The organism is Streptomyces sp. NPDC048337 (assembly GCF_043201175.1).
In the GTDB taxonomy this organism is placed as follows: Bacteria; Actinomycetota; Actinomycetes; order Streptomycetales; family Streptomycetaceae; genus Streptomyces.
Map to the genome: position 1 here is coordinate 99,438 of NZ_JBICYR010000019.1, position 26,116 is coordinate 125,553.

The following is a 26,116-nucleotide window of genomic DNA, read 5'->3' on the forward strand; positions in this document are numbered from 1 at the left end:
CGAAGAAGGCCATTGCCGGTGGGTCCTTGCGGTTCCCTCTGCGGCAATGGCCTCCTCGTCAGATCTGCGGTCGTCCTGCGCGAGCGCGGACGACTGCCTCAGACCCTACCGGGGTCCGGGTGTCCGTCGCGTACGGACGGACTCAGATGCCGACCTTGATGCGGGTGAAGCGCTTCAGGGTGACACCGGCCTCGTCCAGAACCTTCTGGACGGACTTCTTGTTGTCCAGGGCGTAGGCCTGGCCGAGCAGCGTGGCGTCCTTGAAGAAGCCGTTGACGCGACCCTCGACGATCTTCGCGATGGCAGCCTCGGGCTTGCCCTCCGCGCGGGTGACCTCTTCGGCGATGCGACGCTCGGACTCGACCTTCTCGGCCGGGACGTCCTCGGCGGACAGCCACTGCGGGGCGAACGCGGCGATGTGCTGCGCCACGCCGCGGGCGACCTCGGCGTTCTCCTTGTCGAGCTCGACCAGGACGCCGATCTGGAACGGCAGGTCGGGCATCGTGCGGTGCATGTACGCGGTCACGTAACCGCCGGTGAACTGCGCGAAGCGGTCCAGGACGATCTTCTCGCCGAGGTTGGCGTTCGCCTCGTCCACGAAGGCCGTGACGGTCTTGCCGGGCTCGATCTCGGACGCGAGCAGCGCCTCGATGTCGGCCGGGGAGGTCGCGGCGACGTGCGCGGCCAGCTGGTTGGCGACGGCCAGGAACTTCTCGCCCTTGGCGACGAAGTCGGTCTCGCACTTCAGCTCGACGATGACACCGGAGGTGTTGTCGTCGGCGATGAGGGAGACGACCGCGCCGTTCTCGGCAGAACGGCCCTCGCGCTTGGCGACGCCCTTCTGACCCTTGATGCGGAGGGCCTCCTGGGCCTTGTCGACGTCGCCGTCGGCGTCCACGAGCGCGTTCTTGCAGTCCAGCATGCCGGCGCCGGTGAGCTCGCGGAGCTTCTTGACGTCAGCGGCGGTGTAGTTCGCCATGAGTCTGTGATTCTCTCTCGAAGTCGTAGATCTACGGGTGAACGGCGGAGGCGCCGCGCTTGTGGCGCGGCTCCCCCGCCGTCATCGTCCGTGCTGCGAGTGCCCGGCGCGTGAACGCCGGGCGCTCTCAGTGGGTCAGGCCTGCTCGGCGTCGGCGGCCGGGGCCTCGGCCTCGGCGGCCGGGGCCTCGGCGGCGGCCTCGGCCGGAGCGGCCTCAGCGGCGTCGTCGGCCTTCTTGTCGCCCTCGAGCAGGTCGCGCTCCCACTCGGCGAGCGGCTCGGCGGCGGCCTTCTCGCCCGGCTTCGAGTCACCGGTCGCGGCACCGGAACGGGCGATGAGGCCCTCGGCGACGGCGTCGGCGATCACGCGGGTGAGCAGGGTGACGGAGCGGATCGCGTCGTCGTTGCCCGGGATCTTGTAGTCGACCTCGTCGGGGTCGCAGTTGGTGTCGAGGATCGCGACGACCGGGATGTGGAGCTTGCGCGCCTCACCGACGGCGATGTGCTCCTTCTTGGTGTCGACGATCCAGACGGCGCTGGGGACCTTCGACATCTCGCGGATACCACCGAGGGTCTTCTCCAGCTTGGCCTTCTCGCGGGAGAGGACCAGGAGCTCCTTCTTGGTGAGACCCGAGGCGGCGACGTCCTCGAAGTCGATCGCCTCAAGCTCCTTCAGACGCTGGAGGCGCTTGTAGACGGTGGAGAAGTTGGTGAGCATGCCACCCAGCCAGCGCTGGTTGACGTACGGCATGCCAACGCGGGTCGCCTGCTCGGCGATGGCCTCCTGGGCCTGCTTCTTGGTACCGACGAACATGATGGAACCGCCGTGGGCGACGGTCTCCTTCACGAACTCGTAGGCGCGGTCGATGTACGACAGCGACTGGAGCAGGTCGATGATGTAGATGCCGTTGCGCTCCGTGAAGATGAAGCGCTTCATCTTCGGGTTCCAGCGGCGGGTCTGGTGACCGAAGTGGACGCCGCTTTCCAGCAGCTCCCGCATCGTGACGACGGCCATGGCCATCTCCTTGGTTTCTCGGTTTGGTTCCTGACGCCCCACCGCGCCCTGCCCCCATGAGGGACCGAGAGACGCTGTCACCTGGCCCTTTCGGGCTGGTGCCGGGGCGTGCGAAGTCGACCCGGTGACCCGGATCGCCACAAGAAGTGTACGGGACCCGGCGGTATGCCGGGTGACGGCGTTGTCCCCATGCGCCGGGCCGTCCACAGGCCCGCCCGCGATCCCGGCGCCTGCGGGGAGGCTGTGCCCCATGACGACACTGCTGCTCAGCCTGCTGCTGGCTCTGGCCCAGGCGGCCCTCCCCGGGGTCCGCCCGCTGCCGCCGCCCCTGACGGTGACCCGCTGGTGGGACCCGCCCCCGACCCCGTACGCGGCCGGCCACCGCGGTGTGGACCTGTCCGCGCCGGTGGGCGCGGAGCTCCGCGCGGTCGGTCCGGGGCGGGTGCACTACGCCGGGCAGGTCGCGGGCCGCGGGGTCCTCTCCCTCACCCTCCCGAACGGCCTGCGCACGACCTACGAGCCGGTCCGCCCCCTGGTCTCGGAGGGCGAGGAGGTCACGGCGGGCCAGGCGGTCGCGACCCTGACGCCGGGCTCCCACTGCCCGACCCCGTGCCTCCACTGGGGCCTCCTGGCGGGCGAGGTGTACCTCAACCCCCTCACCCTCCTCCCCCGCCCGACTCCCCGGCTGCTGCCATCGCCCAGCCCGCCGGCGTTTGAGGCGCGGGGTCCGGGGCGGAGCCCCGGGGGCCTCAGCCCCGGACGCCCCGCAGGGCCATGGCGACGGCGGTCTCCGTGACGACCTCGGGAACCTCGGCAGCTCCGAGCTCGATCCGCCGTACGGCCGCGTCGACCACGCCCTGCAGCAACATCGCCGAAAGCCGGGGCTCCGGCTGCCCAAGGGCGGCCAACGCCTCGACGATCATCGCCACCAGCCCCCCGTGGGCGGCGCGGATCTTCTCCCGCGCCCCGGCGTCCAGCTCGCTCGCCGAGATCGCCACCACCGCCCGGTGCCGCCGGTCCCCCACCAGCCCCAACTGGCTCCGCACGTAGGCCTCGATCTTCGCCTCCGGCGACTCCGCCTCCTGCATGGCCGCCTCGATCTCGGCCGCCCACACGGGGAAGTCCACCGCGCACAGCTCTTCGACCACGGCCGCGCGGGACCGGAAGTACTCGTAGACGGAGGACCGGGCGAGCCCGGTCCGCTCCGCGAGGGCGGGGAAGGTCAGCGCCTCCGTCCCGCCTTCGGACAACAGGGAACGCGCGGCGTCCAAGAGGGCGCCGCGCTGCATCGACCGGTGCTCGGCCACGGAGGCCGCTCGAATCCTGGGCACGTGTCCACTCTACGGAGGTCCCGCAAGGTCACCGCCCCACATCCGCCAGCTTCGCCCGCAGTTGCAGCACCGACTTGGTGTGGATCTGGCTGACCCGGCTCTCGGTGACGCCCAGCACGTTGCCGATCTCGGCCAGCGTGAGCCCCTCGTAGTAGTAGAGGGTCACCACCGTCTTCTCCCGCTCCGGCAGGGTGTTGATGGCCCGCGCCAGCAGCCGCCGAAGCTCCCGGTCCTCGGCCACCTCCACCGGATCGTCGGCGGCGGTGTCCTCCAGGGTGTCCATCAGCGAGAGCCGGTCGCCGCCCTCGCCGCCGACGTGCAGCAGTTCCTCCAGGGCGACCACGTTGGCCAGGGACAGCTGGCTGAAGACGGCATGGAGGTCGTCCACCGCGATCCCCATCTCCCCGGCGACCTCGCCCTCCGTCGGCGTGCGCCGGAGCTGGGCCTCCAGCGTGGCGTAGGCCCGCTCCACGGCCCGCGCCTTCTGCCGCACCGAGCGCGGGATCCAGTCCAGGGCCCGCAGTTCGTCGATCATCGCGCCGCGGATCCGGGTGATGGCGTAGGTCTCGAACTTGATCGACCGGTCGATGTCGAACTTCTCGATGGCGTCGATGAGTCCGAAGACCCCGGAGGAGACGAAGTCGGCCTGTTCCACATTGGGCGGCAGGCCCACGCTGACGCGGCCGGCGACGTACTTGACCAGCGGCGAGTAGTGCAGGATCAGCTGCTCCCGGAGCCGTTCGTCACCGGAGTCCTTGTACGCGCGCCAGAGCACCTCCAGGGACGAGGGCGCGGTGGACCGCACGCTGCCGCGGGCAGCGGGGGGCACAGCAGCGCGGTCGGACCCTGAGGTGTGCTGGGGCATGCTTCGCCTTTGCCGGAGCCGGATTCCTTGGGAGCGTAGCGTGACGGAAGTGTCGCGGTGCGCGAAGAGTACGGGATGGCGCGGGGGCGCAGGGGCGTTCCGACTCGCGCGGGCAACCCGGGACCGGCGCCGTGCGCACGGTCCCGGCGGCTGCCACCGGGAAGACCGCGTCTCTCATCGGTTTCACTCTTTCACCGGAACGCCCCAGGTCAATGACCGCCTCGCCGGGTGGCCCCGGTTTGTGTGCCTCCTCCAGGTGTCTGCCTTGTCAACTGCCAGCCGTCGCCCTGCCGTTCGACGAACCCCAGAGAGTGAAGTTCGTACAGTCTGCCGATGACTTCATCGGTGCCGGTGCCGGAGGCAAGTGCCACTTGCTCCACGTCCGCCGGTCTGCCGGCGGGCAGCGCTTCGAGCACCCGGGCGGTCTCCCGGTCCAGCAGGTCCCGCGCGACGACCGGGCCGCGGCGCTCGGGGGCCAGCTCGCCGATGGAACCGACCAGCTCGATCACCTCGTCCGCGTCGGTCACGAGGGCCGCCTCACCCCGGAGTAGCTCGTGCACCCCGGCCGAGAGCCCGCTGGTGGCGGGCCCGGGGACCCCCATGGTGATCCGCCCGAGCTGCCGGGCCCGCCGGGCCGTGACGAGTGAACCGCTGCGGTGGGCGGCCTCCACCACGACCGTTCCCCGGGTGAGGGCGGCGATGACCCGGTTGCGCAGGACGAAGCGGCTGGGCGTGGGGTGGCTGCCCGGCGGCAGCTCCCCCAGGACGAGGCCCTGGCCGGCGATCCGGCCGAGGAGCCCGGCGTGTCCCCGCGGGTAGGCGACGTCCGCCCCGCAGGCCAGCACCGCCGCGGTGGCGCCGCCCGAGGCCAGCGCCCCCCGGTGGGCGGCGCCGTCGATCCCGAAGGCGGCCCCGGAGACCACGACCCAGCCCCGCTCGGCGAGCCCGGCGGCCAGGGTCTGAGCCATGTGGGCCCCGTACGGGGTGCAGGCGCGGGCCCCGACCACGGCGACCGAGCGCAGCGCCCAGGTACGCAGGCTCGGTCTGCCCCGGAGCCACAGGCCGACGGGCCGGGCGTCGCCGAGGTCGTCGAGCTGGGTCGGCCACTCCGCCGACCCGGGGCACACGAACCGGCCCCCCGACTCGGCGGCCAGCTCCAGGTCCCGCCGGGGGTCGGCCAGCGCGGCCCGCCTGCGGTACCCGGCGAGCCGCTCCTCCCCCACCCCGCCCGGAACACCCGGCTCCGCATCCGGCGCCGTCAGCAGCCGCATCAGCCCGACGGCGCCGTACTCCCTCAGCCAGCGCCCGCCGTGCTCGTCCCCGGGCTCCAGCACCCGCGTCAGCGCGGCCCGCGCCAACTCCTCCGGGGTCACGGCCCGGCCCCTGCCGCCAGGGTCGCCCCGCGGGCGATGCCGGTCCGCAGTTCCAGGGCGACGGCCACGTCCAGCGCGTCGGGCCGGTCCCGCCCCCGCAGGTCGGCGACGGTCCAGGCGACGCGCAGCACCCGGTCCAGCCCGCGGGCGGTGAGCAGTCCGCGCTCCAGGTCCCGCTCGGCCTGTGCCAGGGCTCCGGGGGCAGGCTGCCAGCGGGTGCGCAGCTCCTGCCCGGGCACCTCGGAGTTGAGCCGCCAGGGGGTGTCGGCGAGCCGGGCGGCGGCGCGCTCCCTGGCCTCCCGCACCCGCTCGGCGACCGCGGCGGTGGGCTCCCCGCGGCCGCCCTGCCCCAGCAGGTCGGAGCGGGTCACGGGCTCGACCTCCACCCTCAGGTCCACCCGGTCGAGCAGCGGCCCGGACAGCCTCCCCTGGTAGCGCCGGATCACCGAGGGCGGGCACTCGCAGCCGGCTCCCTGCAGGGTGTGGCGCCCGCACGGGCAGGGGTTCGCCGCGAGCACCATGAGGAATCTGGCGGGCAGCCGGACCACCCCGGCCGCACGGGCGATGACCACGTGCCCGGATTCGAGGGGTTGCCGCAGGGCGTCCAGCGCCTGGCTGTGGAACTCGGCGGCCTCGTCGAGGAAGAGCACGCCCCGGTGGGCGAGGGACACTGCTCCGGGCCTCGGGACCCCGTTGCCGCCGCCCACCAGGGACTGCATGGTCGCCGAGTGGTGCGGGGCGCAGTAGGGCGGTCTGGCGACGAGGGGCTCGCCGGGCGGGAGGATGCCCGCCACCGAGTGGACGGCCGTGACCTCCACGGAGTCCTGGCGGGTGAGCGGCGGCAGGATCCAGGGCAGCCGCTCGGCGAGCATGGTCTTGCCCGCCCCGGGCGGCCCGCTGAGGAAGAGGTGGTGGCCCCCACTGGCCGCCACCTCCAGGGCCCGGCGGGCGGTGTGCTGGCCGGCCACGTCGGCGAGGTCGGGGAAGTCCCCGGCATCGCCCTGCCCGGAGCGGCCGGCTGCCAGGCCCGTGCCCAGGCCCGCCCCCGGCAGGGCCAGCCCGGCCAGTATCGGATCCGGGCGGCCCGGCGGATCGGGGGCCTCCTCCGGGACGACCCCGTCGGTCAGGACCGCGATCAGCTGGCGCAGGCTGCGCACGCCCAGCACCGCGACGTCCGGTACGAGCGCCGCCTCTGCGGCACACTGCTGCGGGACCACCACCTGCCGGTACCCGGCGTCCGCCGCGGCGAGGACGGCCGGCAGGATCCCCCGGACCGGGCGCACCCGGCCGTCCAGCCCCAGCTCCCCGATCAGGACGAGATCGGCGATCGCGCCGGGGGCGACCACCTCGGCGGCGCCCAGGACGGCCGCCGCGACGGCCAGGTCGAAACCGGCACCGGACTTCGGTACGGAGGCCGGGCTGAGGCCGACCGTGAGCTTCTTCTGCGGCCAGGCCGCGCCCGAATTGACCACTGCGGCCCGCACCCGGTCCCGGCTCTCGACGAGGGTCTTGTCGGGCAGGCCCACCAGCGTGAAGGCCGCGACCCCGGGCTCCAGGTCGGCCTGGACCTCCACCACCACGCCTTCGACGCCCACCAGGGCGACCGAACAGGCTCGCGCGAAACCCATCAGGCCACCCCCCTGACGTGCTCCACCACGGGCGCACCGCGCCGCGGCAACAGGACCCCGACCAGGTCGATGCGGACCCCGCCCGGGGGTGGTCCCCCGTGGTCGGCGAGCCAGCGCCCGGCGAGTCCCCGTAAGCGCTCGGCCTTGACGGTCCGCAGGGCGGCCATGGGATGTTCGAAGTCTCCCGCCCGGCGGGTCTTGACCTCGCACACGACGAGGGCGTCACCGTCCCGGGCGACGATGTCGATCTCCCCGCCCCGGCACCGCCAGTTCCGGGCGATCACGGTCATCCCGGCCTCGGCCAGTCGCCGCGCGGCGAGCTCCTCGCCGTACCGCCCCAATGCCTGCCGTGCCACGTCCGTCGCGGCCACGTCCTTCGCGTTCATTCGGCACCACCTCCGGTACCGACGATCCCGCGCCCCCGCCCACCCCGTGGATCTTGGTGGACAACCCCGCCGTTGTGGACAACCCGGTCACCCACACGAGGGAGCGACCGGGAGGGAACTCAGCTGCCGGGCAGTTCGAGGTCGCTCTTGTTGAGCTCCTCGATGTTCACGTCCTTGAAGGTCAGCACCCGCACCTGCTTCACGAACCGGGCCGGCCGGTACATGTCCCAGACCCACGCGTCGGCCATCGAGACCTCGAAGAAGACCTCGCCCTGGACCGAGTGCACCTGCATCTCGTAGTCGTTGGTGAGGTAGAAACGGCGTTCGGTCTCGATCACATACTTGAACAGCCCGACGACGTCGCGGTACTCCCGATAGAGCTTCAGCTCCATCTCGGTCTCGTACTTTTCGAGGTCCTCGGCACTCATGGCATGTTCCCCTTCAGCCGTGCGTCCCCCTATTGTGCGCCAGGCTCGTGCGCCCCTAAACGATTTCCGGAGCCAGGACCACCGGCGCACCCGGAGGACCGTCGTCGAGCAGCGTTCGGAGCAGCTCGGCGAGTCTGGTCGGGTACACCGTCTCATGGGCCGAGAGAAGTTCCTCGGAGGTCCACCACCTGGCTCCGGTGACGCTGCGCCGCTCCAGTTCCGTGAGCCCGCTCATCCGGGTCACCGTCTGGGCGGTACGTGCCAGGAAGTACCACTCGTCCTGCTCCCAGCGCCGCCCGTCGAAGGGGAAGGAGCAGTACCGGTGCCACAGCACCGGCCCCAGCTCGACCTCTGTGATCCCCGTCTCCTCGGCCAGCTCCCGCAGCGCGGCCTGCTCCCGGCTCTCGGTGCCCTCCACCCCGCCTCCCGGGGTGAACCACCAGTCGTCCTCGGGGTCGGCCGGTTCGAAGCCGTGCAGCAGCAGGATCCGGTCCGCCGGGTCGAGCAGGATCACCCGTGACACCTTGCGGGGGCCGCCGTCGGCGGCCGCCTCAGCGGACACCGGCCCGCTCCTGCCGCCGCCCGCGCCCGAGGACGCGTACGAGGGGGCCGTACGCGGCGCCCAGCAGCACCAGCGCGGCCCCGGCGACCACCGCCGCCACCTGGAGGCGCAGGGGCCCGGGCCGGGAGACTCCGCCCGGCAGGCCCGCGTACGTCCGCGGCCGCTCCAGCATGGCCTGGGAGGGCCAGGCCAGGGCGTCGACGCGGGCGCTGACCGTCGACCGGGGGACGGTGCCCTGCCCGGCCTCCTGGAGGTGCGCCCGGGAGTCCAGGGAGGCGCCGCGCCGGTCGCCCAGCAGGAAGAGGTTGTCCTCGGGCACCTTCACCTCGAAGGGGGTCCCGGGCGCCGGTGGCTCCCCGACGGGCATGGCCAGGCCCGAGTCGGGCTTGGTGGCGTCGATGTAGGGCTCGTCCAGGGGCGTGCCGTTCACGGTCAGCTCGCCGGCCGGGCCGCAGCACTTCACGGTGTCGCCGCCGATGCCGACGACCCGCTTGACCATGGGCGAATCGCTCCACATGGAATCAGTAAAGATGACCACGTCCCCGCGGCGCACCTCACCGCCGTCGATGCGCTGGGCCAGCACCCGGTCCCCGGGGCGCACCGTGGGCATCATCGAGTCCGTCGGCACCGTGTAGGGCTGGTAGACCACCGCTCCCCACACGAAGCCGCCGAGGAAGAGCGCAAAACCGATGGCCACGGCGATACCCGACAGCACGTTGCCGAGTCCGCCGCGGCCATCCCCGCTACCGCGTATCTCTTGTTTTCCGCCCATTGCAGCGCCCCCACACTCGGAGATCGTCGACCTGGGCGGCACCCTACCCGGCGGTACGGCCCCGAGTCAGCCTCCGCCGGCGCCACATGACGAGCGGCACGGCCCCCGTGAGCCCCAGTGCGGCCGGACCCAGCCCGACCGGAGCGAGCGCGGCGGCCTTGTTCTGCTTGCCGATGCCCGGCTGGTCGAAGGTGTCCGGGATCGGCAGGGTCGCCCAGCGGGTGATCGGCCAGGCGACGACCACGGCCCGCCCGACGACCTTGTCGACCGGGACGAAGCCCTGGGTGGAGTCCTGCATGTGGTAGCGGGAGTCCTGGGAGTTCTGCCGGTGGTCGCCCATCACCCAGATCTTGCCCTTGGGCACGGTGATCGGACCGAAGGGGGCGTCGTCGCACGGGGTGTTCCCGGGGAAGATGTACGGCTCGACGAGCTCCTTGCCGTTGACGACGACCGGTCCCCCCTTCTTGCACTCGACCGTGTCCCCGCCGATGGCGATGGTCCGCTTGATCAGGTCCTTCTCGGCGGCGTCCGGCATCAGACCGATCTTGCTGAGGATCGTCTGCATGAAGTTCGGCTCGGGGGTGGGCTCCCCGGCGAGCCAGTCCGCCGGGTCGTGGAAGACCACGACCTCACCGCGCTCGGGCTCGGAGCCGAACCACGGGGTCAGCTTGTCCACCAGGACCCGGTCCCCGCGCTGCAGGGTGTCCTGCATCGAGTCGGACGGGATGGAGAACGCCTGCACCAGGAAGGTCTTGATCAGCAGGGCCAGCAGCAGGGCGATGCCGACGAGGAGCGGGAGCTCCTTCCAGAAGGAGCGGTGCGGGTGCGCCTTGGTGCCGCCGTCCTCCTCGGCCTCGCGCTTGACGGCATCGTCCGGCCGCTCGTCGCCTTCGTCGCGTCCGGATCGTGCGCCTACCGCCACGTCCCCCACATCCACTCCTCACTCGGAATTCGCCGCCCGCGCCGAATCGGATACGGGCCCTCCCCTCCCCTAACGAGCGGGAGTTCCCCAGGGGTCGGGAGACCCAGGACACACTATGCGACCGGCGCGTCACTACGCCGCCGCCGACGGGCGCGTCCCTCGCGCCGTAACTGATCGGGCACCATCCGGAAGGTCGCGGGCTGCTCCAGCCGGCGCCAGTGGTCGTACGGCCATGCGATCACGACGGCCTCGCCCACGACCCCGTTCTCGTCGATGGTGCCCTCGAAGGCCTCGTCGAGGTGGTAGCGGGAGTCGGCCGAGTTCGCCCGGTGGTCGCCCATCACGAAGAGCCGGCCCGCGGGCACCCGCACTTCGAAGCGGATCTCCGACGGGGCGTTGCCCGCGTTCACGTACGGCTCATCGAGCGGCGAGCCGTTGACGGAGACCCGGCCCCTGGCGTCGCAGCACTTGACGGTGTCCCCGCCCACGCCGATGACGCGCTTGATCAGGTCCTGCTCGTCGGCCGAGGGCAGCAGACCGATGAAGGTCAGGGCCTGCTTGATCTGTTTGACGCCGACGGGATCCGGGGCGGGCCTGGCCGCCTCGCCCTTGAGCCAGCCTCCGGGGTCCTTGAAGACGACGATGTCGCCGCGCTCGACCTTGGAGCCGAACCACGGGGTCAGCTTGTCCACCAGGACCCGGTCGCCGATCCGGATGGTCTGCTCCATGGAGCCCGACGGGATGAAGAACGCCTGCACCAGGAAGGTCTTGAGGAGCAGGGCGATGCACAGGGCCACCGCCACCAGCAGCGGCACCTCGCCCGCACGGCGCGTGCGGCGGCGCCGCCGCACCCTGCGGGCCAGCCGGCGCCGCTCGGCCCGGCCGCCCGCCGCCGGGACCTGTTCCGCCTTCGGTACGGGATCCGGCTCCGGTTCCGGCTCGCGCTCGCGCCGCGGCCTCCCCCGGCTACCCATGGCCACCGCCGACGGCACCCCAGCGCGGGACGGGCCAGCCGATCCAGTCGGCGCGCCCGATCACCTTGTCCACCGGCACCATCCCCCCGCCCGGCTCCCCCAGGTGGTCCCGCGAGTCCCGGGACTGGGCCCGGTGATCACCCATCACCCACAGGGTCCCCAGTGGTACGACGATCCGGAAGGGCACCTTCGAGGGAGCGTCGCCGGGGTACAGGTACGGCTCCTCCACCGGAACCCCGTTGACCTCGACCCGGCCGCCGGCGTCGCAGCACACCACGTCGTCCCCACCGACGCCCACGACCCGTTTCACGAAGTCGGTGTCGGAGGGCTCCGCGAGGCCGAGCGCCGAGGCCGCGCCGTGCAGGACCGTACCGATCGGATGGCCCTCGGGCCGCTCCCGCACGAAGGATCCCGCGCCGTCGAAGACCACCACGTCCCCGCGGCGCGGCTGATCGCCGAAACGGTACGCCAGCTTGTTGACCAGCACCCGGTCGCCGACCCGGAGCGTGGGCTCCATCGAACGGCTCGGGATCAGGAAGGGCTGGACCACGAAATTGCTGAGCAGCAGCAGGAAGGCGGTGAGGACCACGCCGAGCACTCCGGCCCGCCGCAGCGAAAACGAGAAACGCGACCGCCCCTCCCCCGCGCGGGGGGAAGAGTGGTCGCGTTCCGTGTGAGGTGCTTCGGTGTCCATCGGGAGCGAGCCTATCCGGCCATCCCGGGACCCCTAAGGGGACCTCAGTTGTCGCGCTTCTCCTTGATCTTCGCGGCCTTGCCGCGGAGCTCACGGAGGTAGTACAGCTTGGCGCGGCGCACGTCACCGCGGGTGACGAGCTCGATCTTCTCGAAGATCGGGGAGTGGACCGGGAAGGTACGCTCCACGCCGACGCTGAAGGAGACCTTGCGGACCGTGAAGGTCTCGGAGACACCGGCGCCCTGGCGGCGGATGACTACGCCCTTGAACTGCTGGATACGGGAGCGGTTGCCCTCGATCACGCGGACGTGCACGTTGATCGTGTCACCCGGGCGGAAGGCCGGGACGTCCGAGCGGAGCGCGGCGGCGTTGACGCCATCGAGCAGGTGAGACATGTTCTTCGTCTGCTTTCTTCGCATGACGCCACAGGTCGCCAGTGCGGGTTTCCGTAGAGAATTCGGGAGCCGTGCCACCCGGCGGACGACGGTCCCCCTGTGGCAGGGGCGTCCGCGAGCACACAGCAGCCGCCTATTCTTCCACGGCCCGCGGCCGGAGCCAAAATCGACCGTCGGGGGACGGCGCCCAGCCGAGGATGGAGAGGATCTCCCGGTCCTTCTTGTCGAAGGCGGACGCCTCGCAGCGCTCGATCAGGTCCGGACGGTTCTGCGCGGTCCGGCGGAAGGCCTCGTCCCGGCGCCAGCGGGCGATCCTGCCGTGGTGGCCGCTGAGCAGCACGTCGGGGATGTCCCGGCCGCGCCACACGGGGGGCTTGGTGTAGACGGGCCCCTCCAGCAGGTTCGCCATCTCGCCGGGCGCGAAGGAGTCGTCGCGGTGCGATTCGGCGTTGCCGAGCACTCCGGGGAGCAGCCGGGCCACGGCCTCGGTGACCACCAGGACGGCGGCCTCGCCGCCCGCCAGCACGTAGTCGCCGATGGAGACCTCGTACACCGGCATGCGCGTGGCGTACTCGTCCATGACCCGGCGGTCGATGCCCTCGTAGCGGGCCGGCGTGAAGATCAGCCAGGGCCGCTCGGACAGCTCGACGGCCAGTTCCTGGGTGAAGGGGCGGCCGCTGGGCGTGGGGACGACCATGACGGGCCCGCGGGCGCCCGCCTCGTAGCCGTCGGCCAACGCCTCGTCCAGGGCCTCACCCCACGGCTCTGTCTTCATGACCATGCCGGGACCGCCGCCGTACGGGGTGTCGTCGACCGTGTTGTGCCGGTCGTACGTCCAGTTCCGCAGGTCGTGGACGTGTACGTCGAGCTGGCCGCGGGCGCGGGCCTTGCCGACGAGGGACACGTTCAGCGGTTCCAGGTACTCGGGGAAGATCGTGACGACGTCGAGACGCATCAGGCCTCTTCCCCGTTGTCCCGCGTGGAGACGATCTCAGCGCGGTCGTCGATCAGCCCGGGCGGCGGGGTGATGACGCAGCGCTGCTCCTCCAGGTCGATCTCGGCGACGATCTCCTCGACGAAGGGGATCATCACCTCGGAGCCGTCCGGCCGCTCGACGATGAAGAGGTCCTGCGAGGGCAGGTGCGAGATCTCGGTGATCCGGCCGACCTCGGTGCCGTCCTCCAGGACGACGTCGAGGTCCATCAGCTGGTGGTCGTAGTACTCGTCCTCCTCCTCGGGCAGCTCCGCCGGGTCCACGTCGGCGATGAGGAGGGTGTTGCGCAGCGCCTCGGCGCCCGTGCGGTCCTTGACGCCCGCGAAGCGCAGGAGCAGCCTCCCGCTGTGCACCCGGCCCGTCTCGATGGTCAGCGGGCCCGCCGACGCGGGTTCCGTCCGGAGTACGGCACCGGGGCTGAGCCGCAGTTCCGGCTCGTCCGTCCGCACCTCGACGGTGACCTCACCCTTGATCCCGTGGGCGCGGCCGATCCGCGCGACAACCAGCTCCACTACTTCCCCTTTTGCGGCTAAACCGCCGCCGCTCTCGCGGAGGTGGTACCTCGCCGTCGTGGTTACTCAATCAATGGTTGCTCTGGCCTTGGGCACAAACGACTCGGGCCGGGGTGGGCAACGAACGCCCTCCCCGGCCCGTGCCGGTGATTCAACTGCTCAGCGGACCTGGTCCACGTCGACGAGGTCGACGCGGATCCCCCGGCCGCCGATGGCGCCCACGACGGTACGCAGAGCACGCGCGGTGCGGCCGTTGCGGCCGATCACCTTGCCGAGGTCGTCGGGGTGAACCCTGACCTCGAGCACCTGCCCGCGGCGCAGGTTGCGCGAGGCGACCTGCACATCGTCGGGGTTGTCCACAATGCCCTTTACGAGGTGCTCAAGAGCCTCCTCGAGCATGCTCAGGCCTCGGTCGACTCGGCGGCGGCCTCAGCCTCGTCCGCCTTCTTGTCGGCCTTCTTCGCCTTCTGGGTGATGGCCTCGCCCTTGGCGTCGCCACCCTCCAGGGCCTTGGCGAACTCGTCGAAGGAACGACGCTTGTCTTCCTTCGTCGCCGGCTGCAGCAGCGGCGCGGGGGCGGGGAGGCCCTTGTGGGCCTGCCAGTCACCGGTCAGCTTCAGGATGGCGAGCACGGCCTCGGTGGGCTGGGCGCCGACGGACAGCCAGTACTGCGCACGCTCGGCGTTGACCTCGATGCGCGACGGGTTGTAGGTCGGGTGGTAGATACCGATCTCCTCGATCGCGCGACCGTCCCGGCGGGTGCGGGCGTCGGCGACGACGATGCGGTAGTGCGGCTGGCGAATCTTGCCGAGGCGCTTGAGCTTGATCTTGACTGCCACTGGAGTGGTGTCTCCTGAACTTGACGTGGTTGGGCACATGAGATGCCACGTGGGGTTGCGGTACTCGGGTGCCCGATGGACGCGTCAGCCGGAGGAGAGAGGGGTCCTATGCGACTGTCGAGTACAGCTGACCATTGTGCCATACGCCTGCGGCGGGCTCAGCCATCGGGGATCACCGCCCGGCAGCCGTGGCCCACGCCGCGTCGCACCCGGCCCGGGGTCTCCGGAGCGGGAGTGACATCGCGCCGTCGCGTCAGGAGGCGGCGGCCGAGACGGCGACCTCGGGGATGCGGAACGGCTTCATGCAGCCACCGCACACGATCGGCGCCTGGGCGAGCACGGAGGGGACCACCCGTACGTTGCGCCCGCAGTCGCAGACCGCCTTGACCCGCACACCGCCGCCGGAGGACCCGTGCCGGGCGGCCGGTCCGCGGAAGCTGCGCTTGGTGTCGGCGGCCGTGGCGGCCGTGTGCGCCTTCAGCGCCCGCTGGAGGCGCTCCATGGTGGGGCGGTAGCGGCGCTTCGCCTCGGGGTTGAGCGTGACCAGCGAGAAGCCGCTGCTCGCGTGCGGCTCTTCGGAGTGGTCCAGCCCCATCTCCTCGGCGATCGCGAGGAATCTGCGGTTGTGGTAGCGGCCGGCGCGCGAGGTGTCTCGGACCCCGCGGGCGGCGGCGATTCCGTGGACTGCCTCGTGCAGCAGTCGCTCGAAGGAGAGCTCGGCGCCACAGGCGGACGAGGACTCTCCGATCAGGGACTCTGGCGCGGCAAGGTCAGGCAGCTCGGGGTGGTACCGCTGAATGTCGGCCCACGCCTGCGCCAGCTCTGCGGCGAGAACAGGTGGTGTCGTGCTCACGTCGTGACAACGAGCCGGAGTGCCCCGGTGTTCCGATTCCGGGCCATTCCAAATTTTTTGCACGTACCAGTCAGTTCAGTCTCATGCGTCCTGACGAGGACGGGTGCGCCGATCCCAGGAGGAGTCGGTACGTAACGATGACTAACGCCCCCGGCGCGCGGCAGGGGCCGCACACCGGGGGCGTGGAGTCATCAGTACGAGCGCGCGACGATCGCGAGGGTACCGGGGGCGTCGTCCGCCACCGGAACCGACCCGTCCTCGGCGATCAGGCAGCGCACGGAGACGGCCTGCTCGCCCAGCTTGGCCTCGCCCTCGGGGCGCAGGTCCGCCCACGGGATGCGCGCCCAGCCGCCCGCGATCGCGGCCTCGGCGGCCTCCTCGATGGTGGCGACGTCGGTCGTACGGGCCTCACGGCGCTCGCGGGACTCGCGCAGCAGCTGCGCCTGGTCCTCGTCGAGCACCTTGGGCAGCAGGTCGGCGAGCGCGTCGATCTGCACCGGGGTCTTGCCGCCCGGGATCCGGCGGGCCAGCATCGCGGTGCCGGCCTCCAGGTCGCGGGGGCCGATCTCGATGCGGACCGGTACGCCCTTGAGCTCCCAGTCCACGGCGCGGCGGCCGAAGGGGGTGTCCACGCGGTCGTCGACGTGGACCCGGATGCCCGCGGCCTTCAGCTGCGCGCCGAGCTCGCGGACCTTGGTGACGGCCTCGTCGCCCTTGATCGCCATGACGACGACCTGGACGTGCGCCAGACGCGGCGGGACGCGCAGGCCGTTGTCGTCGCCGTGGGACATGATCAGACCGCCGACCATGCGGGTGGAGACGCCCCACGAGGTCTGCCAGACAAGCTCCTGCTGGCCTTCCTTCGACAGGTACTGGGTGTTGAAGGCCTTGGCGAAGTTGGTGCCGAGCTCGTGGCTCGTGCCCATCTGCAGGGCCTTGCCGTCGCCCATCATGCCCTCGAGGGTGAGGGTGTTGATGGCGCCGGCGAAGCGCTCCTTGGCGGTCTTGCGGCCGAGCACGACGTCGATGCCGAGCACGTTCGTCATGAAGTCGCCGTAGACGTCGCGGTGGATCCGGGCGGCGTAGTCGCGGGCGTCCTCGTAGGTGGCGTGGGCGGTGTGGCCCTCCTGCCAGAGGAACTCGCTGGTGCGGAGGAACACGCGCGGGCGCATCTCCCAGCGGACCACGTTGGCCCACTGGTTGATCAGCAGCGGCAGGTCGCGGTAGCTCTGGACCCACTTGGAGAAGTAGTCGTTGATGATCGTCTCGGAGGTGGGCCGGACGACGACGGGCTCTTCCAGCTCCTTGCCGCCGCCGTGCGTGACGACCGCGAGCTCGGGGGCGAAGCCCTCGACGTGCTCGGCTTCCTTCGTCAGGTACGACTGCGGGATGAAGAGCGGGAAGTACGCGTTCTGGGCGCCCGCGTCCTTGATCCGCGCGTCCATCTCCTGCTGCATCCGCTCCCACAGGCCGTAGCCGTACGGTCGGATGACCATGGTGCCGCGGACCGGACCGTTGTCGGCCAGCTCGGCCTTGTTGATCAGATCCTGGTACCAGCGGGGGAAATCCTCCGCCTGCGGGGTGAGAACGGGTGCCTTTGCCATGGCGCGAATGGTACGGCGCCGGGCGCGTCGAGCGTGAATCGGGTGGCGCGCTCCTCTGGACGCGGGCGCGAATGGGGAGTTCTCTGGCAACGGGGGCATGGGGGCGACACGGAATCAGGAGCGCTCTTTCGATGACACCGACGCCGACGGCGACGCTCGTCGCCCGGGACTGGGCGGAGATCCAGGAACGGATGCTGGTACCGCTGTACGAGGCGGTCTACGACCGGCTGGAGGTCGGGCCGGGCGACCGCCTGCTCGGCCTCGGCTGCGGGGCCGGGCTGCCCTTGCTGCTCGCGGCCGGGCGGGGAGCCGTGGCCACGGGTGTGGAGGCGGATCCGGCGCTGCGCGCGCTGGCCCGTGAGCGGCTCCTGGAGGTGCTGGCGGCGCCGCCCGCGCCGCCGATCGCGAAGCGCCCGTACGACGCGCTGCTGGCCTTCGCGCCGGCCCCGGCGGCCCTGGCGGCGGCCCTGCCCGCGGTCCGGCGGGGCGGGGCCGTGGTGCTGGCCGACTGGGGTCCTGCGGAGCGCTGCACGGTGCCGTCGGTGCTGGGCGGCGGGCCGGCGCCACGGGACCTGGACGCGCTGGTGGAGCGGGCCGGGCTGCGGCCGGACGGTTCGGGGCGGGTGTTCTGCCCCTTCGGGTACGCGGACGTGGACAGCGCCGTGCGCGGGCTGGTGTCGACCGGGCTCTACGACGGCGCCGCCGATCCCGCGCTCGCGGAGAAGGAGCTGGCCGAGGCCCTTCACCCGTACGAGCGGCCCGACGGGGCCGTATGGCTGCCGAACATCTTCCGGTATGTGATCGCCCGGATGGCGTAACCGGTCCCGGTCACTCGGTGTCGTGGCCCTTGGTCAGGCGGGTGATCCCGGCGGCCGCGTAGGCGGCCGCTTCGTCCAGGGTCTCGTTGGCGAGCAGGGCCTCGGCGAGGGCGTCGAGTTTCGGGCGGTGCTCGCGCAGGAGGCGGCAGGCCTCCACGTAGCACTCGTCGACGATCCGGCGCATCTCGTGGTCCACCGCGTCGAGGGTGGCGGGGGCGGCGGAGAGGCCGTAGGGGCCGCCGCCGTCGGTCGGGATGGCGGTGAGCTTGCCGATGCGCTCGCTCATGCCCCAGCGGCCGACCATGCCCCGGACGATGTTGGTGACCTGTTCGAGGTCGTTCTCCGCGCCCGTGGTGATGACGTCGTAGACGACATGTTCGGCGGCCATGCCGCCGAGCGCCCCGATGATGCGGCCGCGCAGGTACTCCTCGGTGTACGCGTACCGGTCGGCGTCGGGGGTCGAGAGGGTGACGCCGAGGGCGCGGCCGCGCGGGACGATGGTGATCTTGCGGACCGGGTCGGCGCCCGGCTGGAGCATGCCCAGCAGGGCGTGGCCGCTCTCGTGGTAGGCGGTGCGGCGGCGCTCCTCCAGCGGCATGACCAGGGACCGCTCGGCGCCGAGCTGAACCTTCTCCAGAGCGTCGGAGAGGTCGGACTGGGTGACCTGGTCCTGGCGGCGTTTGACGGCCAGCAGGGCGGCCTCGTTGGCCAGGTTGGCCAGTTCGGCGCCGGTCATTCCGGGGGTGGTGCGGGCCACCTGCGCGAGGTCGACGCTCGGGGCGAGCGGGATGTCCCGGGTGTGGATGCGCAGGATGGCCTCGCGGCCGCCCCGGTCGGGCGGGGAGACGGTCACCGTGCGGTCGAAGCGGCCGGGCCGGGTCAGGGCGGGGTCCAGGACGTCGGCCCGGTTGGTGGCGGCGAGGACGACCACCCCTTCCGAGCCGGAGAAGCCGTCCATCTCGGTGAGGATCTGGTTCAGGGTCTGTTCGCGTTCGTCGTGGCCGCCGAGGGCCGCGCCGCCGCCCCGCACCCGCCCGATGGTGTCGATCTCGTCGATGAAGATGATCGCGGGGGCCACCTTGCGCGCCTCGCTGAAGAGTTCGCGCACCCGTGAGGCGCCGACGCCGACGATCATCTCGATGAACTCGGAGGCGGAGGCCGAGAAGAAGGGCACCCCGGCCTCGCCCGCGACCGCCCGCGCGAGCAGGGTCTTGCCCGTGCCGGGCGGGCCGGACAGGAGGACGCCGCCGGGCATCCGGGCGCCCAGCCTGCGGTAGGCCTGGGGGTTCTTGAGGAAGTCGACGACGTCGTTGAGCTCGCCCTCGACCTCGTCGATACCGGCCACGTCCTCGAAGGTGGTGCGCTGGGCGCCCTCCTCCAGCTCGACCGGCTTGGGCGGGGCCTTGCGGCCGAGGCCGCCGAGGCCGCCGCCCATGGCCGCGCCCATCCGGCGGGCGATGAAGACCCACAGCAGGACCAGGATCAGCATCGGGGCGAGGGAGAGCAGCAGATTGGCCAGGAAGCTGCGCTGCTCGACGACCGGGGAGGCGGTGACGTTCACGTTCTGCTTGGTGAGGTTGGCCCAGAGGTCGTCGTCGGCGAAGGCCGGGCGCTGGGTGACGAACTTGGTGTAGTCGCCCTTGTCCCCGTCGGGCATCGGCTGTTTGGCCTTCAGCTGGCCCTGGATGGCGTCGCCCTTGGAGTAGATCTTCGTGACGTTGCCGTTGGCGACCTGCTTGCTGAACTCGGTGTACGAGATCGTCGGCTCGTCGCCCTCGTTGAAGAAGGACAGCACCAGGTTGGTGATCAGGTACACGATCAGCGCGGTGAGGATCAGCCACCGCCAGCCGCCCGGCATCCGCTTCTTCGGCGGAGGGGTGGGCGGCGCGCCCTCGGAGCGCCAGGGCGTATCGGCCCGGTCGCGGGGCGGTACGGGGGTGGGGCTGGGCACGGGGCGCCTCCTTCTGCCGTCCTCCCGGCCGACGATAAGCGACAAATCCCCCCGTTGCCCCGCAGAAAGCGGAGGGCCCCGACCGTGAACACACGGTCGGGGCCCTCCGCTGCCTGCCTGCGCGGGTACTACTTCATGAACTTCTTGAACTCGTCCGGAAGGTCGAAGTCCTGCCCCGGCTGGCCACCCGTGGGAAGGCCGAAGGGGCTGCCGCCGGCCGCGGGCTCGATCGCCTGCGGGCCCTGCTCGCGGCGGGCCGCGGCCGCGGCCTCCTCCTGCTTGCGCTTCATCGGGTTGCCGCTCTTGCGCTTACCCTTGGCCTGCTTGACCTGCTTCTTCTGCCGGCCGGGGCCGCCGCCCATCCCGGGGATGCCGGGCATGCCCGGCATGCCGCCGCCCTGGGCCATGCGGGACATCATCTTGCGGGCGTCGAAGAACCGCTCGACGAGCGACTTGACGGCGCTGACCTCGGTGCCGGAGCCCTTGGCGATACGGGCGCGGCGCGAGCCGTTGATGATCGTCGGGTCCTGGCGCTCGGCCGGGGTCATCGACTTGATGATCGCGGCCGTGCGGTCCACGTCGCGCTCGTCGATGTTGTTGATCTGGTCCTTGATCTGACCCATGCCCGGGAGCATGCCGAGCAGCTTGGAGATGGAGCCCATCTTCCGGACCTGCTCCATCTGGGCCAGGAAGTCGTCGAGCGTGAACTCCTTGGGGCCCTTGGCGAGCTTGGCCGCCATCTTCTCGGCCTCGGCCTGCGAGAAGGTCTTCTCGGCCTGCTCGATGAGGGTGAGCATGTCACCCATGTCGAGGATCCGGCCGGCCATGCGGTCCGGGTGGAAGGCGTCGAAATCGTCGAGCTTCTCGCCGTTCGAGGCGAACATGATCTGCTTGCCGGTGACGTGCGCGATGGAGAGCGCGGCACCACCGCGGGCGTCGCCGTCGAGCTTCGAGAGCACGACGCCGTCGAAGCCGACGCCGTCCCGGAAGGCCTCGGCGGTGTTGACCGCGTCCTGACCGATCATGGCGTCGACGACGAAGAGGATCTCGTCGGGGCTGACGGCGTCGCGGATGTCCGCGGCCTGCTGCATCAGCTCCTGGTCGATACCGAGGCGGCCGGCGGTGTCGACGATGACGATGTCGAACTGCTTGGTGCGCGCGTACTCGACGGAGTCCTTGGCGACCTGGACCGGGTCGCCGACGCCGTTGCCGGGCTGGGGGCCGTAGAACGCGACGCCGGCGCGGTCGGCGACGACGCTGAGCTGGTTGACGGCGTTGGGGCGCTGGAGGTCACAGGCGACGAGGAGCGGGGTGTGGCCCTGCCCCTTCAGCCAGAGACCCAGCTTGCCCGCGAGGGTGGTCTTACCGGCACCCTGGAGACCGGCCAGCATGATCACGGTGGGCGCGGTCTTGGCGAAGCGGAGCCGCCGGGTCTCGCCGCCGAGGATCGTGACGAGCTCGTCGTTGACGATCTTGAGGACCTGCTGGCCGGGGTTGAGCGCCTTGCTGACCTCCTCGCCGCGAGCCCTGTCCTTGACGTTCGTGATGAACGAGCGGACGACGGGGAGGGCGACGTCGGCCTCGAGGAGGGCGATACGGATTTCCCGGGCCGCGGAGTCGATGTCAGCCTCGGACAGCCGGCCTTTGCCGCGCAGGCCCTTGAAGGTATTCGCCAAGCGGTCGGAGAGCGTATCGAACACGGTGGTCGCGATTCCTCGGGTCGGGGGCGTGGTGGTCGACCCCCAGGGTATCCGCCCCCGCCCCCCATCCGGCCCTGCGGTCGGCTTTCCCCGGAAGGACGGGTGGGGGCCCCGCCGCGCGCGGCGGCCCCCACGGGCCTACGTCAGGGCCGACGCCACCAGCCCCGCCAGGGCGGTCGCGTCCGCGGGATCCAGGGGTTTCCCCTCCGGGGTGGTGACGTACAGCGTGTCCACGGCGTTGGCGCCCAGCGTGGACACGTGCGCGCTGCGGACCCGCACGCCCCGGGATTCAAGGGCGCGCCCGATCCGGTGCAGCAGGCCTACGGCATCCGGCGCACGGACCTCCAGCACCGTCGCCAGCGACGACACATCCGGGAGCACATCGACCCGGGGCGGCGGCGGGACCACCCCCCGCCGCCGCGGATACGCCGCCTCCCGGTCCGCCAGCTTCGCCGGGACGTCCAGCGAGCCGTCCAGGGCCCGGATCAGGTCGGCCCGCAGCCGCGCCGCCTGCGGCAGCGAGCCGTACTCGGCCGCCACCCGCCACCGCAGCACCAGGACCTCGCCCAGCCGGTCCGGGAGCTCCACGGAGCGCAGGTCGGCCGCCCGGACCGTGAGGCGGTGCAGGGCCAGCACCCCGGCCACCGCCGGAAGGACCCCCGGCTGGTCCGGGACGGCCACCACCAGCTCGACGCCGACCGCGTCCGCCTCCTGCCGTGCGTGCAGCGCGAGCACGGGCTCGCCGGTGCGCAGGGCCTCCACGGCCAGGCGTTCCTGCTCCGTGGTCGGGATCTCCGCCTCCCCCACCGCCGGGGTGGTGCCACGCAGGACGGCGGCGACCCGCCCGACCAGGTCCGCCACGAGTGATCCGCGCCACGCGCTCCACGCCGCCGGCCCGGTGGCCAGCGCGTCCGCCTCGGTCAGGGCGTGCAGGATCTCCAGCGTCCCCACCGACCCGACGGCCTCGGCGACCGAGCGCACCGTGGCCGGGTCGTCCAGGTCCCGCCGGGTCGCGGTGTCGATCAGCAGCAGGTGGTGCCGTACGAGGGTGCCCAGTACGGCGACGTCCTGCGCGTCGAAGCCGATCCGCAGGGCGACGTCGCGCGCGATCGTCTCGCCGGCCACCGAGTGGTCCCCCGGCCAGCCCTTGCCGATGTCGTGCAGGAGGGCGGCCATCAGCAGCAGGTCGGGGCGGCCGACCCGGCGGGTGAGGGCCGAGGCTCGAACGGCCGTCTCGATCAGGTGGCGGTCCACCGTCCAGGTGTGGACGGGATTGCGCTGCGGGCGGCAGCGGACCCGCTCCCAGTCGGGCAGCAGCCGGGTGATCAGGCCCTCCGCCTCCAGGGCCTCCCACACGGCCACGGTCGGCTCCCCCGCCCCCAGCAGGGTCAGCAGCTGTTCCCGGGCCTCCGCGGGCCACGGCACGGGAAGCGGTTTGGCCTGTACGGCGAGCCTGCGCAGGGCGTGCAGCGATACGGGAAGACCCGCCTGCGCGGCGGCCGCGGCGAGCCGGAGCGCGAGCACCGGATCGCGGTCGGGGCGCGCGGCCAGGGCCAGTACGGCCTCGCCGTCGGACTCCACGACCCCCTCGGCCAGCGGCGCCCGCTCGGCCGCCGGGGTGCCCCGGGTGCCCAGCAGTCCCCGCAGCCTGGGCCGGGCGGCGCGCGCCCGCAGCACCCGCCCGACCTCCCGCCAGGTCACGTCGGCGGCGTACGAGACGACCCGCGCGGCCTCGTACACCTCGCGGAGCAGCGCGTCCGCGTCGAGCAGCCCGAGCTGCGCGGCGACCTGGTCCTGTTCCTGGAGGGAGAGCCGGTCGGTGGCCCGGCCGGTCACCAGGTGCAGGGCGTCCCGCGCGTCGAGGAGCCGGCGCCGGGCCTCGGCGAGGCCCTCGCGAGGGGCGTCGGCCAGCCAGGACGCCGCCACCGCCCGCAGCGCGGTGACGTCGCGCAGGCCCCCGCGGGCCTCCTTCAGGTCGGGTTCGAGCAGGAAGCGCAGTTCCCCGGCGCGCTCGGCCCGGTCCCGGCACAGGGAGTGCAGTTGCGGGAGCCGCTTGGGGGCCTGGTTGCGCCAGTCCGCGAGGACGGAGGTGCGCAGGCCGGCGAGGAGTCCGACGTCTCCCGCGACCGGCCGGGCGTCCAGCAGTCCGAGGTGCACCTTGAGGTCCTCGGAGGCGGTCTTGCGGGCCTCGCCGGGGGTCCGTACCGAGTGGTCGAGGGCCAGACCCAGGTCCCACACCGGGTACCAGACGCGGTCGGCGAGCGCGCTCAGCGCCCGCGGCTCGGCCTTGCCGTCGTGCAGCAGCACCAGGTCGAGGTCGCTGCGCGGGGAGAGTTCGGCCCGCCCGTAGCCGCCGACGGCCACCAGGGCGACGCCGCGTACGCCCGTCTCCCGGACGGCGGTCGTGAACAGGGAGTTCAGCCATGCGTCGGTCAGCCCGGCCAGCGCGGAACGCCGCGAAGGCCCGGACCGCGACTCCTCCTGGAGGAGTCGCAGCCGGGCCGCGGCGTATCCGCTGGGTCCCGAGTCGGCCGGTTGGTCCGTGGTCTCTTCGACGCTCGTCACCCAGGAGCTCCCGTCACCTAGAGCGCGTCAGCGCCGCGCTCGCCGGTGCGGACCCGGACCACCGAGTCCACGGGGACGCTCCACACCTTGCCGTCGCCGATCTTGCCGGTCGCGGCGGAGCTCACGATGACCCGGATCACCTCGTCGGCGTCGGCGTCGTCGACCAGTACCTCGATGCGGATCTTGGGTACGAGGTCCACGGTGTACTCGGCGCCGCGGTAGACCTCGGTGTGTCCGCGCTGGCGGCCGTAGCCGCTGGCCTCGGAGACCGTGAGCCCCTGGACTCCGAAGGTCTGGAGGGCCTCCTTGATCTCGTCCAGCTTGTGCGGCTTGACGATCGCGGTGATCAGCTTCATGCGTCGACCTTCTTGCTCGTGGTGGCGGCGGGGGCGGGGACGGCGGTGCTCCGGGAGGAGGAGCCGCCGCCGGCGCCGCTGAAGTCGTAGGCGGTCTCGGCGTGTTCGACCTGGTCGATGCCGGAGACCTCGTCGTCCTCGGTGACCCGCATCCCGATCGTCTTGTCGAGGAGGAAGGCGAGCAGCGCGGACGCCACGAGAGAGTAGGCGAGGACGGAGAAGACTCCGATGGCCTGCTTGCCGAGCTGCTCCAGGCCGCCTCCGTAGAAGAGGCCCGCGGCGTCGGACTGGACCCCGCCGGTGGCGAAGAAGCCGACGAGGAGGGAGCCGACGACGCCGCCGACCAGGTGGACTCCGACCACGTCGAGGGAGTCGTCGTAGCCGAACTTGTACTTGAGGCCCACGGCCATGGCGCACAGCAGACCGGCGATGGCGCCGATGGCGATCGCGCCGAGCGGGGAGCAGGAGCCGCCGGAGGGGGTGATGGCGACGAGGCCGGCGACCGCGCCGGAGGCGGCGCCGAGGGTGGTGAAGGAGCCGTGGCGCAGCTTCTCGTAGCCGAGCCAGGCGAGCATGGCGGCGGCGGTGGCCACCTGGGTGTTGACAAACATGACGGCGCCGACGCCGTCGTCGTTGCCGAGCCAGGAGCCCGCGTTGAAGCCGAACCAGCCGAACCAGAGCAGACCGGCGCCGAGCATGACGAGGGGGAGGCTGTGCGGGCGCATCGGGTCCTTCTTGAAGCCGACGCGCTTGCCGATGACCAGGATCACGCCGAGGGCGGCGGCGCCGGCGTTGATGTGGACGGCGGTGCCGCCCGCGAAGTCGATCACGCCGAGCTCGAAGAGCCAGCCGCCGGCGCCCCAGACCCAGTGGGCCACGGGGAAGTAGACCAGCGTGACCCACAGGGCGGTGAAGAGGGCCCAGGCGGTGAACTTCACGCGGTCGGCGAGGGCGCCGCTGATCAGGGCCGGGGTGATGACGGCGAACATCAGCTGGAAGACGGCGAAGACGTACACCGGGATGGTGTAGCCGTCCCACAGCTCGGTGATGCCGATGCCGCTGAGGCCGAGGTAGTCGGAGTTCCAGCCGATGAGGGAGCCGGAATCGGTGCCGAAGGCGAGGCTGAAGCCGAAGAGGACCCAGAGGATCGTGACGATCCCGAGGCTGATGAAGCTCATCATCAGCATGTTGAGGCTGCTCTTGACGCGGACCATGCCTCCGTAGAAGAAGGCGAGTCCCGGGGTCATCAGCATGACCAGGGCGGAGCAGATGAGCATGAACCCGGTGTTCGCGGCAGAGAGCGTGGGGGCGTCTGCCGCGAGGGTCGTGATGGCTGATGCCATCGGCGTCTCCTCGTCGTCGGTACGTTCGCGTGCGGGCGATCGTGAAAACCTGAGCGGCGGTCCAAGGAACTGGCCGGTTATTGGCCCTGAGATTCGCGCAGGCCGGTTTCCGGCGGCGCCGCTCGGTGTTTCGTGCCGATGACGAAGAGGTCGGACGTGTTACGCGTCCATGAACGAGGGGTCGTGCGAGACCGGCCGCGGCAGTGACCCGGACGTCCTGGCTGGGGGAGCCTGATCGGGCTTCACGGGGTGACTGCC

27 protein-coding genes are annotated in these 26,116 nt (G+C 71.8%); 2 read left to right on the forward strand and 25 right to left on the reverse strand.

The window, feature by feature from the left end; genetic code table 11:
* Positions 1-142: 142 nt before the first annotated feature.
* Entirely contained in the window at positions 143-979 is an 837-nt protein-coding gene (tsf, locus tag ACGFYU_RS27135) for a translation elongation factor Ts (protein WP_030718538.1), read from the reverse strand.
* A 135-nt stretch (positions 980-1,114) separates the two neighbouring features.
* Positions 1,115-1,993: a 30S ribosomal protein S2 gene (gene rpsB / locus ACGFYU_RS27140; protein WP_365174640.1), complete on the reverse strand. Its 879-nt coding sequence runs from the start codon at positions 1,991-1,993 to the stop codon at positions 1,115-1,117.
* A 250-nt stretch (positions 1,994-2,243) separates the two neighbouring features.
* Between rpsB and ACGFYU_RS27145 the strand changes: the two genes are divergently transcribed.
* Positions 2,244-2,789, forward strand: coding sequence for a M23 family metallopeptidase (locus tag ACGFYU_RS27145; RefSeq protein ID WP_393829930.1), 546 nt, complete (start codon positions 2,244-2,246; stop codon positions 2,787-2,789).
* On the opposite strand, the gene ACGFYU_RS27150 is transcribed toward ACGFYU_RS27145, so the two are convergent.
* From ACGFYU_RS27150 to proS, 18 genes are all read right to left on the reverse strand, one after another.
* A complete protein-coding gene (locus tag ACGFYU_RS27150; protein WP_393829987.1) occupies positions 2,743-3,300 on the reverse strand; it encodes a TetR/AcrR family transcriptional regulator in 558 nt (185 codons plus the stop codon). The genes ACGFYU_RS27145 and ACGFYU_RS27150 overlap by 47 nt on opposite strands.
* Before the next feature lie 52 nt (positions 3,301-3,352).
* Positions 3,353-4,189 (reverse strand): RNA polymerase sigma factor WhiG, encoded by an 837-nt coding sequence (gene whiG, locus ACGFYU_RS27155; RefSeq protein ID WP_393829931.1) that lies wholly within the window; start codon positions 4,187-4,189, stop codon positions 3,353-3,355.
* A gap of 209 nt (positions 4,190-4,398) precedes the next feature.
* On the reverse strand, positions 4,399-5,562 hold the full coding sequence (gene dprA, locus ACGFYU_RS27160) for a DNA-processing protein DprA (protein ID WP_393829932.1): 1,164 nt from the start codon (positions 5,560-5,562) through the stop codon (positions 4,399-4,401).
* Positions 5,559-7,190, reverse strand: a complete 1,632-nt coding sequence (locus ACGFYU_RS27165) for a YifB family Mg chelatase-like AAA ATPase (protein ID WP_393829933.1) — start codon at positions 7,188-7,190, stop codon at positions 5,559-5,561. Before ACGFYU_RS27165 ends, dprA begins: the two co-directional genes overlap by 4 nt.
* Positions 7,190-7,576: a YraN family protein gene (locus tag ACGFYU_RS27170; protein ID WP_393829934.1), complete on the reverse strand. Its 387-nt coding sequence runs from the start codon at positions 7,574-7,576 to the stop codon at positions 7,190-7,192. The genes ACGFYU_RS27165 and ACGFYU_RS27170 overlap by 1 nt, the downstream gene beginning before the upstream one ends.
* A 119-nt stretch (positions 7,577-7,695) precedes the next feature.
* Positions 7,696-8,004, reverse strand: coding sequence for a DUF2469 domain-containing protein (locus tag ACGFYU_RS27175; protein WP_005311352.1), 309 nt, complete (start codon positions 8,002-8,004; stop codon positions 7,696-7,698).
* 55 nt (positions 8,005-8,059) lie between these two features.
* Positions 8,060-8,566, reverse strand: a complete 507-nt coding sequence (locus ACGFYU_RS27180) for an NUDIX hydrolase (protein WP_393829935.1) — start codon at positions 8,564-8,566, stop codon at positions 8,060-8,062.
* Positions 8,556-9,320: a signal peptidase I gene (gene lepB / locus ACGFYU_RS27185; RefSeq protein WP_393829988.1), complete on the reverse strand. Its 765-nt coding sequence runs from the start codon at positions 9,318-9,320 to the stop codon at positions 8,556-8,558. Before lepB (ACGFYU_RS27185) ends, ACGFYU_RS27180 begins: the two co-directional genes overlap by 11 nt.
* A gap of 61 nt (positions 9,321-9,381) precedes the next feature.
* Positions 9,382-10,260 carry a signal peptidase I gene (gene lepB, locus ACGFYU_RS27190; RefSeq protein ID WP_393829936.1) on the reverse strand — a complete coding sequence of 293 codons (879 nt, stop codon included), beginning with the start codon at positions 10,258-10,260 and terminating at the stop codon, positions 9,382-9,384.
* Positions 10,261-10,373: 113 nt separating this feature from the next.
* The gene (gene lepB / locus ACGFYU_RS27195; RefSeq protein ID WP_393829989.1) at positions 10,374-11,234 is read right to left on the reverse strand and encodes a signal peptidase I; all 861 of its coding nucleotides are present in this window, start codon (positions 11,232-11,234) and stop codon (positions 10,374-10,376) included.
* On the reverse strand, positions 11,227-11,928 hold the full coding sequence (gene lepB, locus ACGFYU_RS27200) for a signal peptidase I (protein ID WP_393829937.1): 702 nt from the start codon (positions 11,926-11,928) through the stop codon (positions 11,227-11,229). Before lepB (ACGFYU_RS27200) ends, lepB (ACGFYU_RS27195) begins: the two co-directional genes overlap by 8 nt.
* Before the next feature lie 44 nt (positions 11,929-11,972).
* A complete protein-coding gene (rplS, locus tag ACGFYU_RS27205) occupies positions 11,973-12,323 on the reverse strand; it encodes a 50S ribosomal protein L19 (protein ID WP_073911044.1) in 351 nt (116 codons plus the stop codon).
* A 133-nt stretch (positions 12,324-12,456) separates the two neighbouring features.
* Complete coding sequence (gene trmD / locus ACGFYU_RS27210) at positions 12,457-13,278, reverse strand: tRNA (guanosine(37)-N1)-methyltransferase TrmD (protein WP_393829938.1); 822 nt, start codon at positions 13,276-13,278, stop codon at positions 12,457-12,459.
* Entirely contained in the window at positions 13,278-13,829 is a 552-nt protein-coding gene (gene rimM / locus ACGFYU_RS27215; RefSeq protein WP_393829939.1) for a ribosome maturation factor RimM, read from the reverse strand. The genes trmD and rimM overlap by 1 nt, the downstream gene beginning before the upstream one ends.
* A 159-nt stretch (positions 13,830-13,988) precedes the next feature.
* Positions 13,989-14,228: an RNA-binding protein gene (locus ACGFYU_RS27220; RefSeq protein ID WP_007266827.1), complete on the reverse strand. Its 240-nt coding sequence runs from the start codon at positions 14,226-14,228 to the stop codon at positions 13,989-13,991.
* Between the two features lie 2 nt (positions 14,229-14,230).
* Positions 14,231-14,668, reverse strand: coding sequence for a 30S ribosomal protein S16 (rpsP, locus tag ACGFYU_RS27225; protein WP_351318398.1), 438 nt, complete (start codon positions 14,666-14,668; stop codon positions 14,231-14,233).
* 253 nt (positions 14,669-14,921) lie between these two features.
* The gene (locus ACGFYU_RS27230) at positions 14,922-15,521 is read right to left on the reverse strand and encodes a hypothetical protein (RefSeq protein WP_393829940.1); all 600 of its coding nucleotides are present in this window, start codon (positions 15,519-15,521) and stop codon (positions 14,922-14,924) included.
* Positions 15,522-15,712: 191 nt separating this feature from the next.
* Positions 15,713-17,125, reverse strand: a complete 1,413-nt coding sequence (gene proS, locus ACGFYU_RS27235) for a proline--tRNA ligase (protein ID WP_393829941.1) — start codon at positions 17,123-17,125, stop codon at positions 15,713-15,715.
* A gap of 131 nt (positions 17,126-17,256) precedes the next feature.
* Here proS and ACGFYU_RS27240 point away from each other — a divergent pair, with 131 nt between their 5' ends.
* Positions 17,257-17,943 (forward strand): methyltransferase type 11, encoded by a 687-nt coding sequence (locus ACGFYU_RS27240; protein WP_393829942.1) that lies wholly within the window; start codon positions 17,257-17,259, stop codon positions 17,941-17,943.
* Positions 17,944-17,953: 10 nt separating this feature from the next.
* Here ACGFYU_RS27240 and ftsH read toward each other — a convergent pair whose 3' ends face one another.
* The 5 genes from ftsH to ACGFYU_RS27265 form a co-directional block, all read right to left on the reverse strand.
* Positions 17,954-19,894 carry an ATP-dependent zinc metalloprotease FtsH gene (gene ftsH, locus ACGFYU_RS27245; protein WP_393829943.1) on the reverse strand — a complete coding sequence of 647 codons (1,941 nt, stop codon included), beginning with the start codon at positions 19,892-19,894 and terminating at the stop codon, positions 17,954-17,956.
* A 128-nt stretch (positions 19,895-20,022) separates the two neighbouring features.
* Complete coding sequence (ffh, locus tag ACGFYU_RS27250; protein ID WP_393829944.1) at positions 20,023-21,594, reverse strand: signal recognition particle protein; 1,572 nt, start codon at positions 21,592-21,594, stop codon at positions 20,023-20,025.
* Positions 21,595-21,732: 138 nt separating this feature from the next.
* Positions 21,733-24,159: a [protein-PII] uridylyltransferase gene (locus tag ACGFYU_RS27255; RefSeq protein WP_393829945.1), complete on the reverse strand. Its 2,427-nt coding sequence runs from the start codon at positions 24,157-24,159 to the stop codon at positions 21,733-21,735.
* A 17-nt stretch (positions 24,160-24,176) separates the two neighbouring features.
* The gene (locus tag ACGFYU_RS27260; RefSeq protein WP_393829946.1) at positions 24,177-24,515 is read right to left on the reverse strand and encodes a P-II family nitrogen regulator; all 339 of its coding nucleotides are present in this window, start codon (positions 24,513-24,515) and stop codon (positions 24,177-24,179) included.
* Positions 24,512-25,858 carry an ammonium transporter gene (locus ACGFYU_RS27265; RefSeq protein ID WP_393829947.1) on the reverse strand — a complete coding sequence of 449 codons (1,347 nt, stop codon included), beginning with the start codon at positions 25,856-25,858 and terminating at the stop codon, positions 24,512-24,514. The genes ACGFYU_RS27260 and ACGFYU_RS27265 overlap by 4 nt, the downstream gene beginning before the upstream one ends.
* Positions 25,859-26,116: the final 258 nt, after the last annotated feature.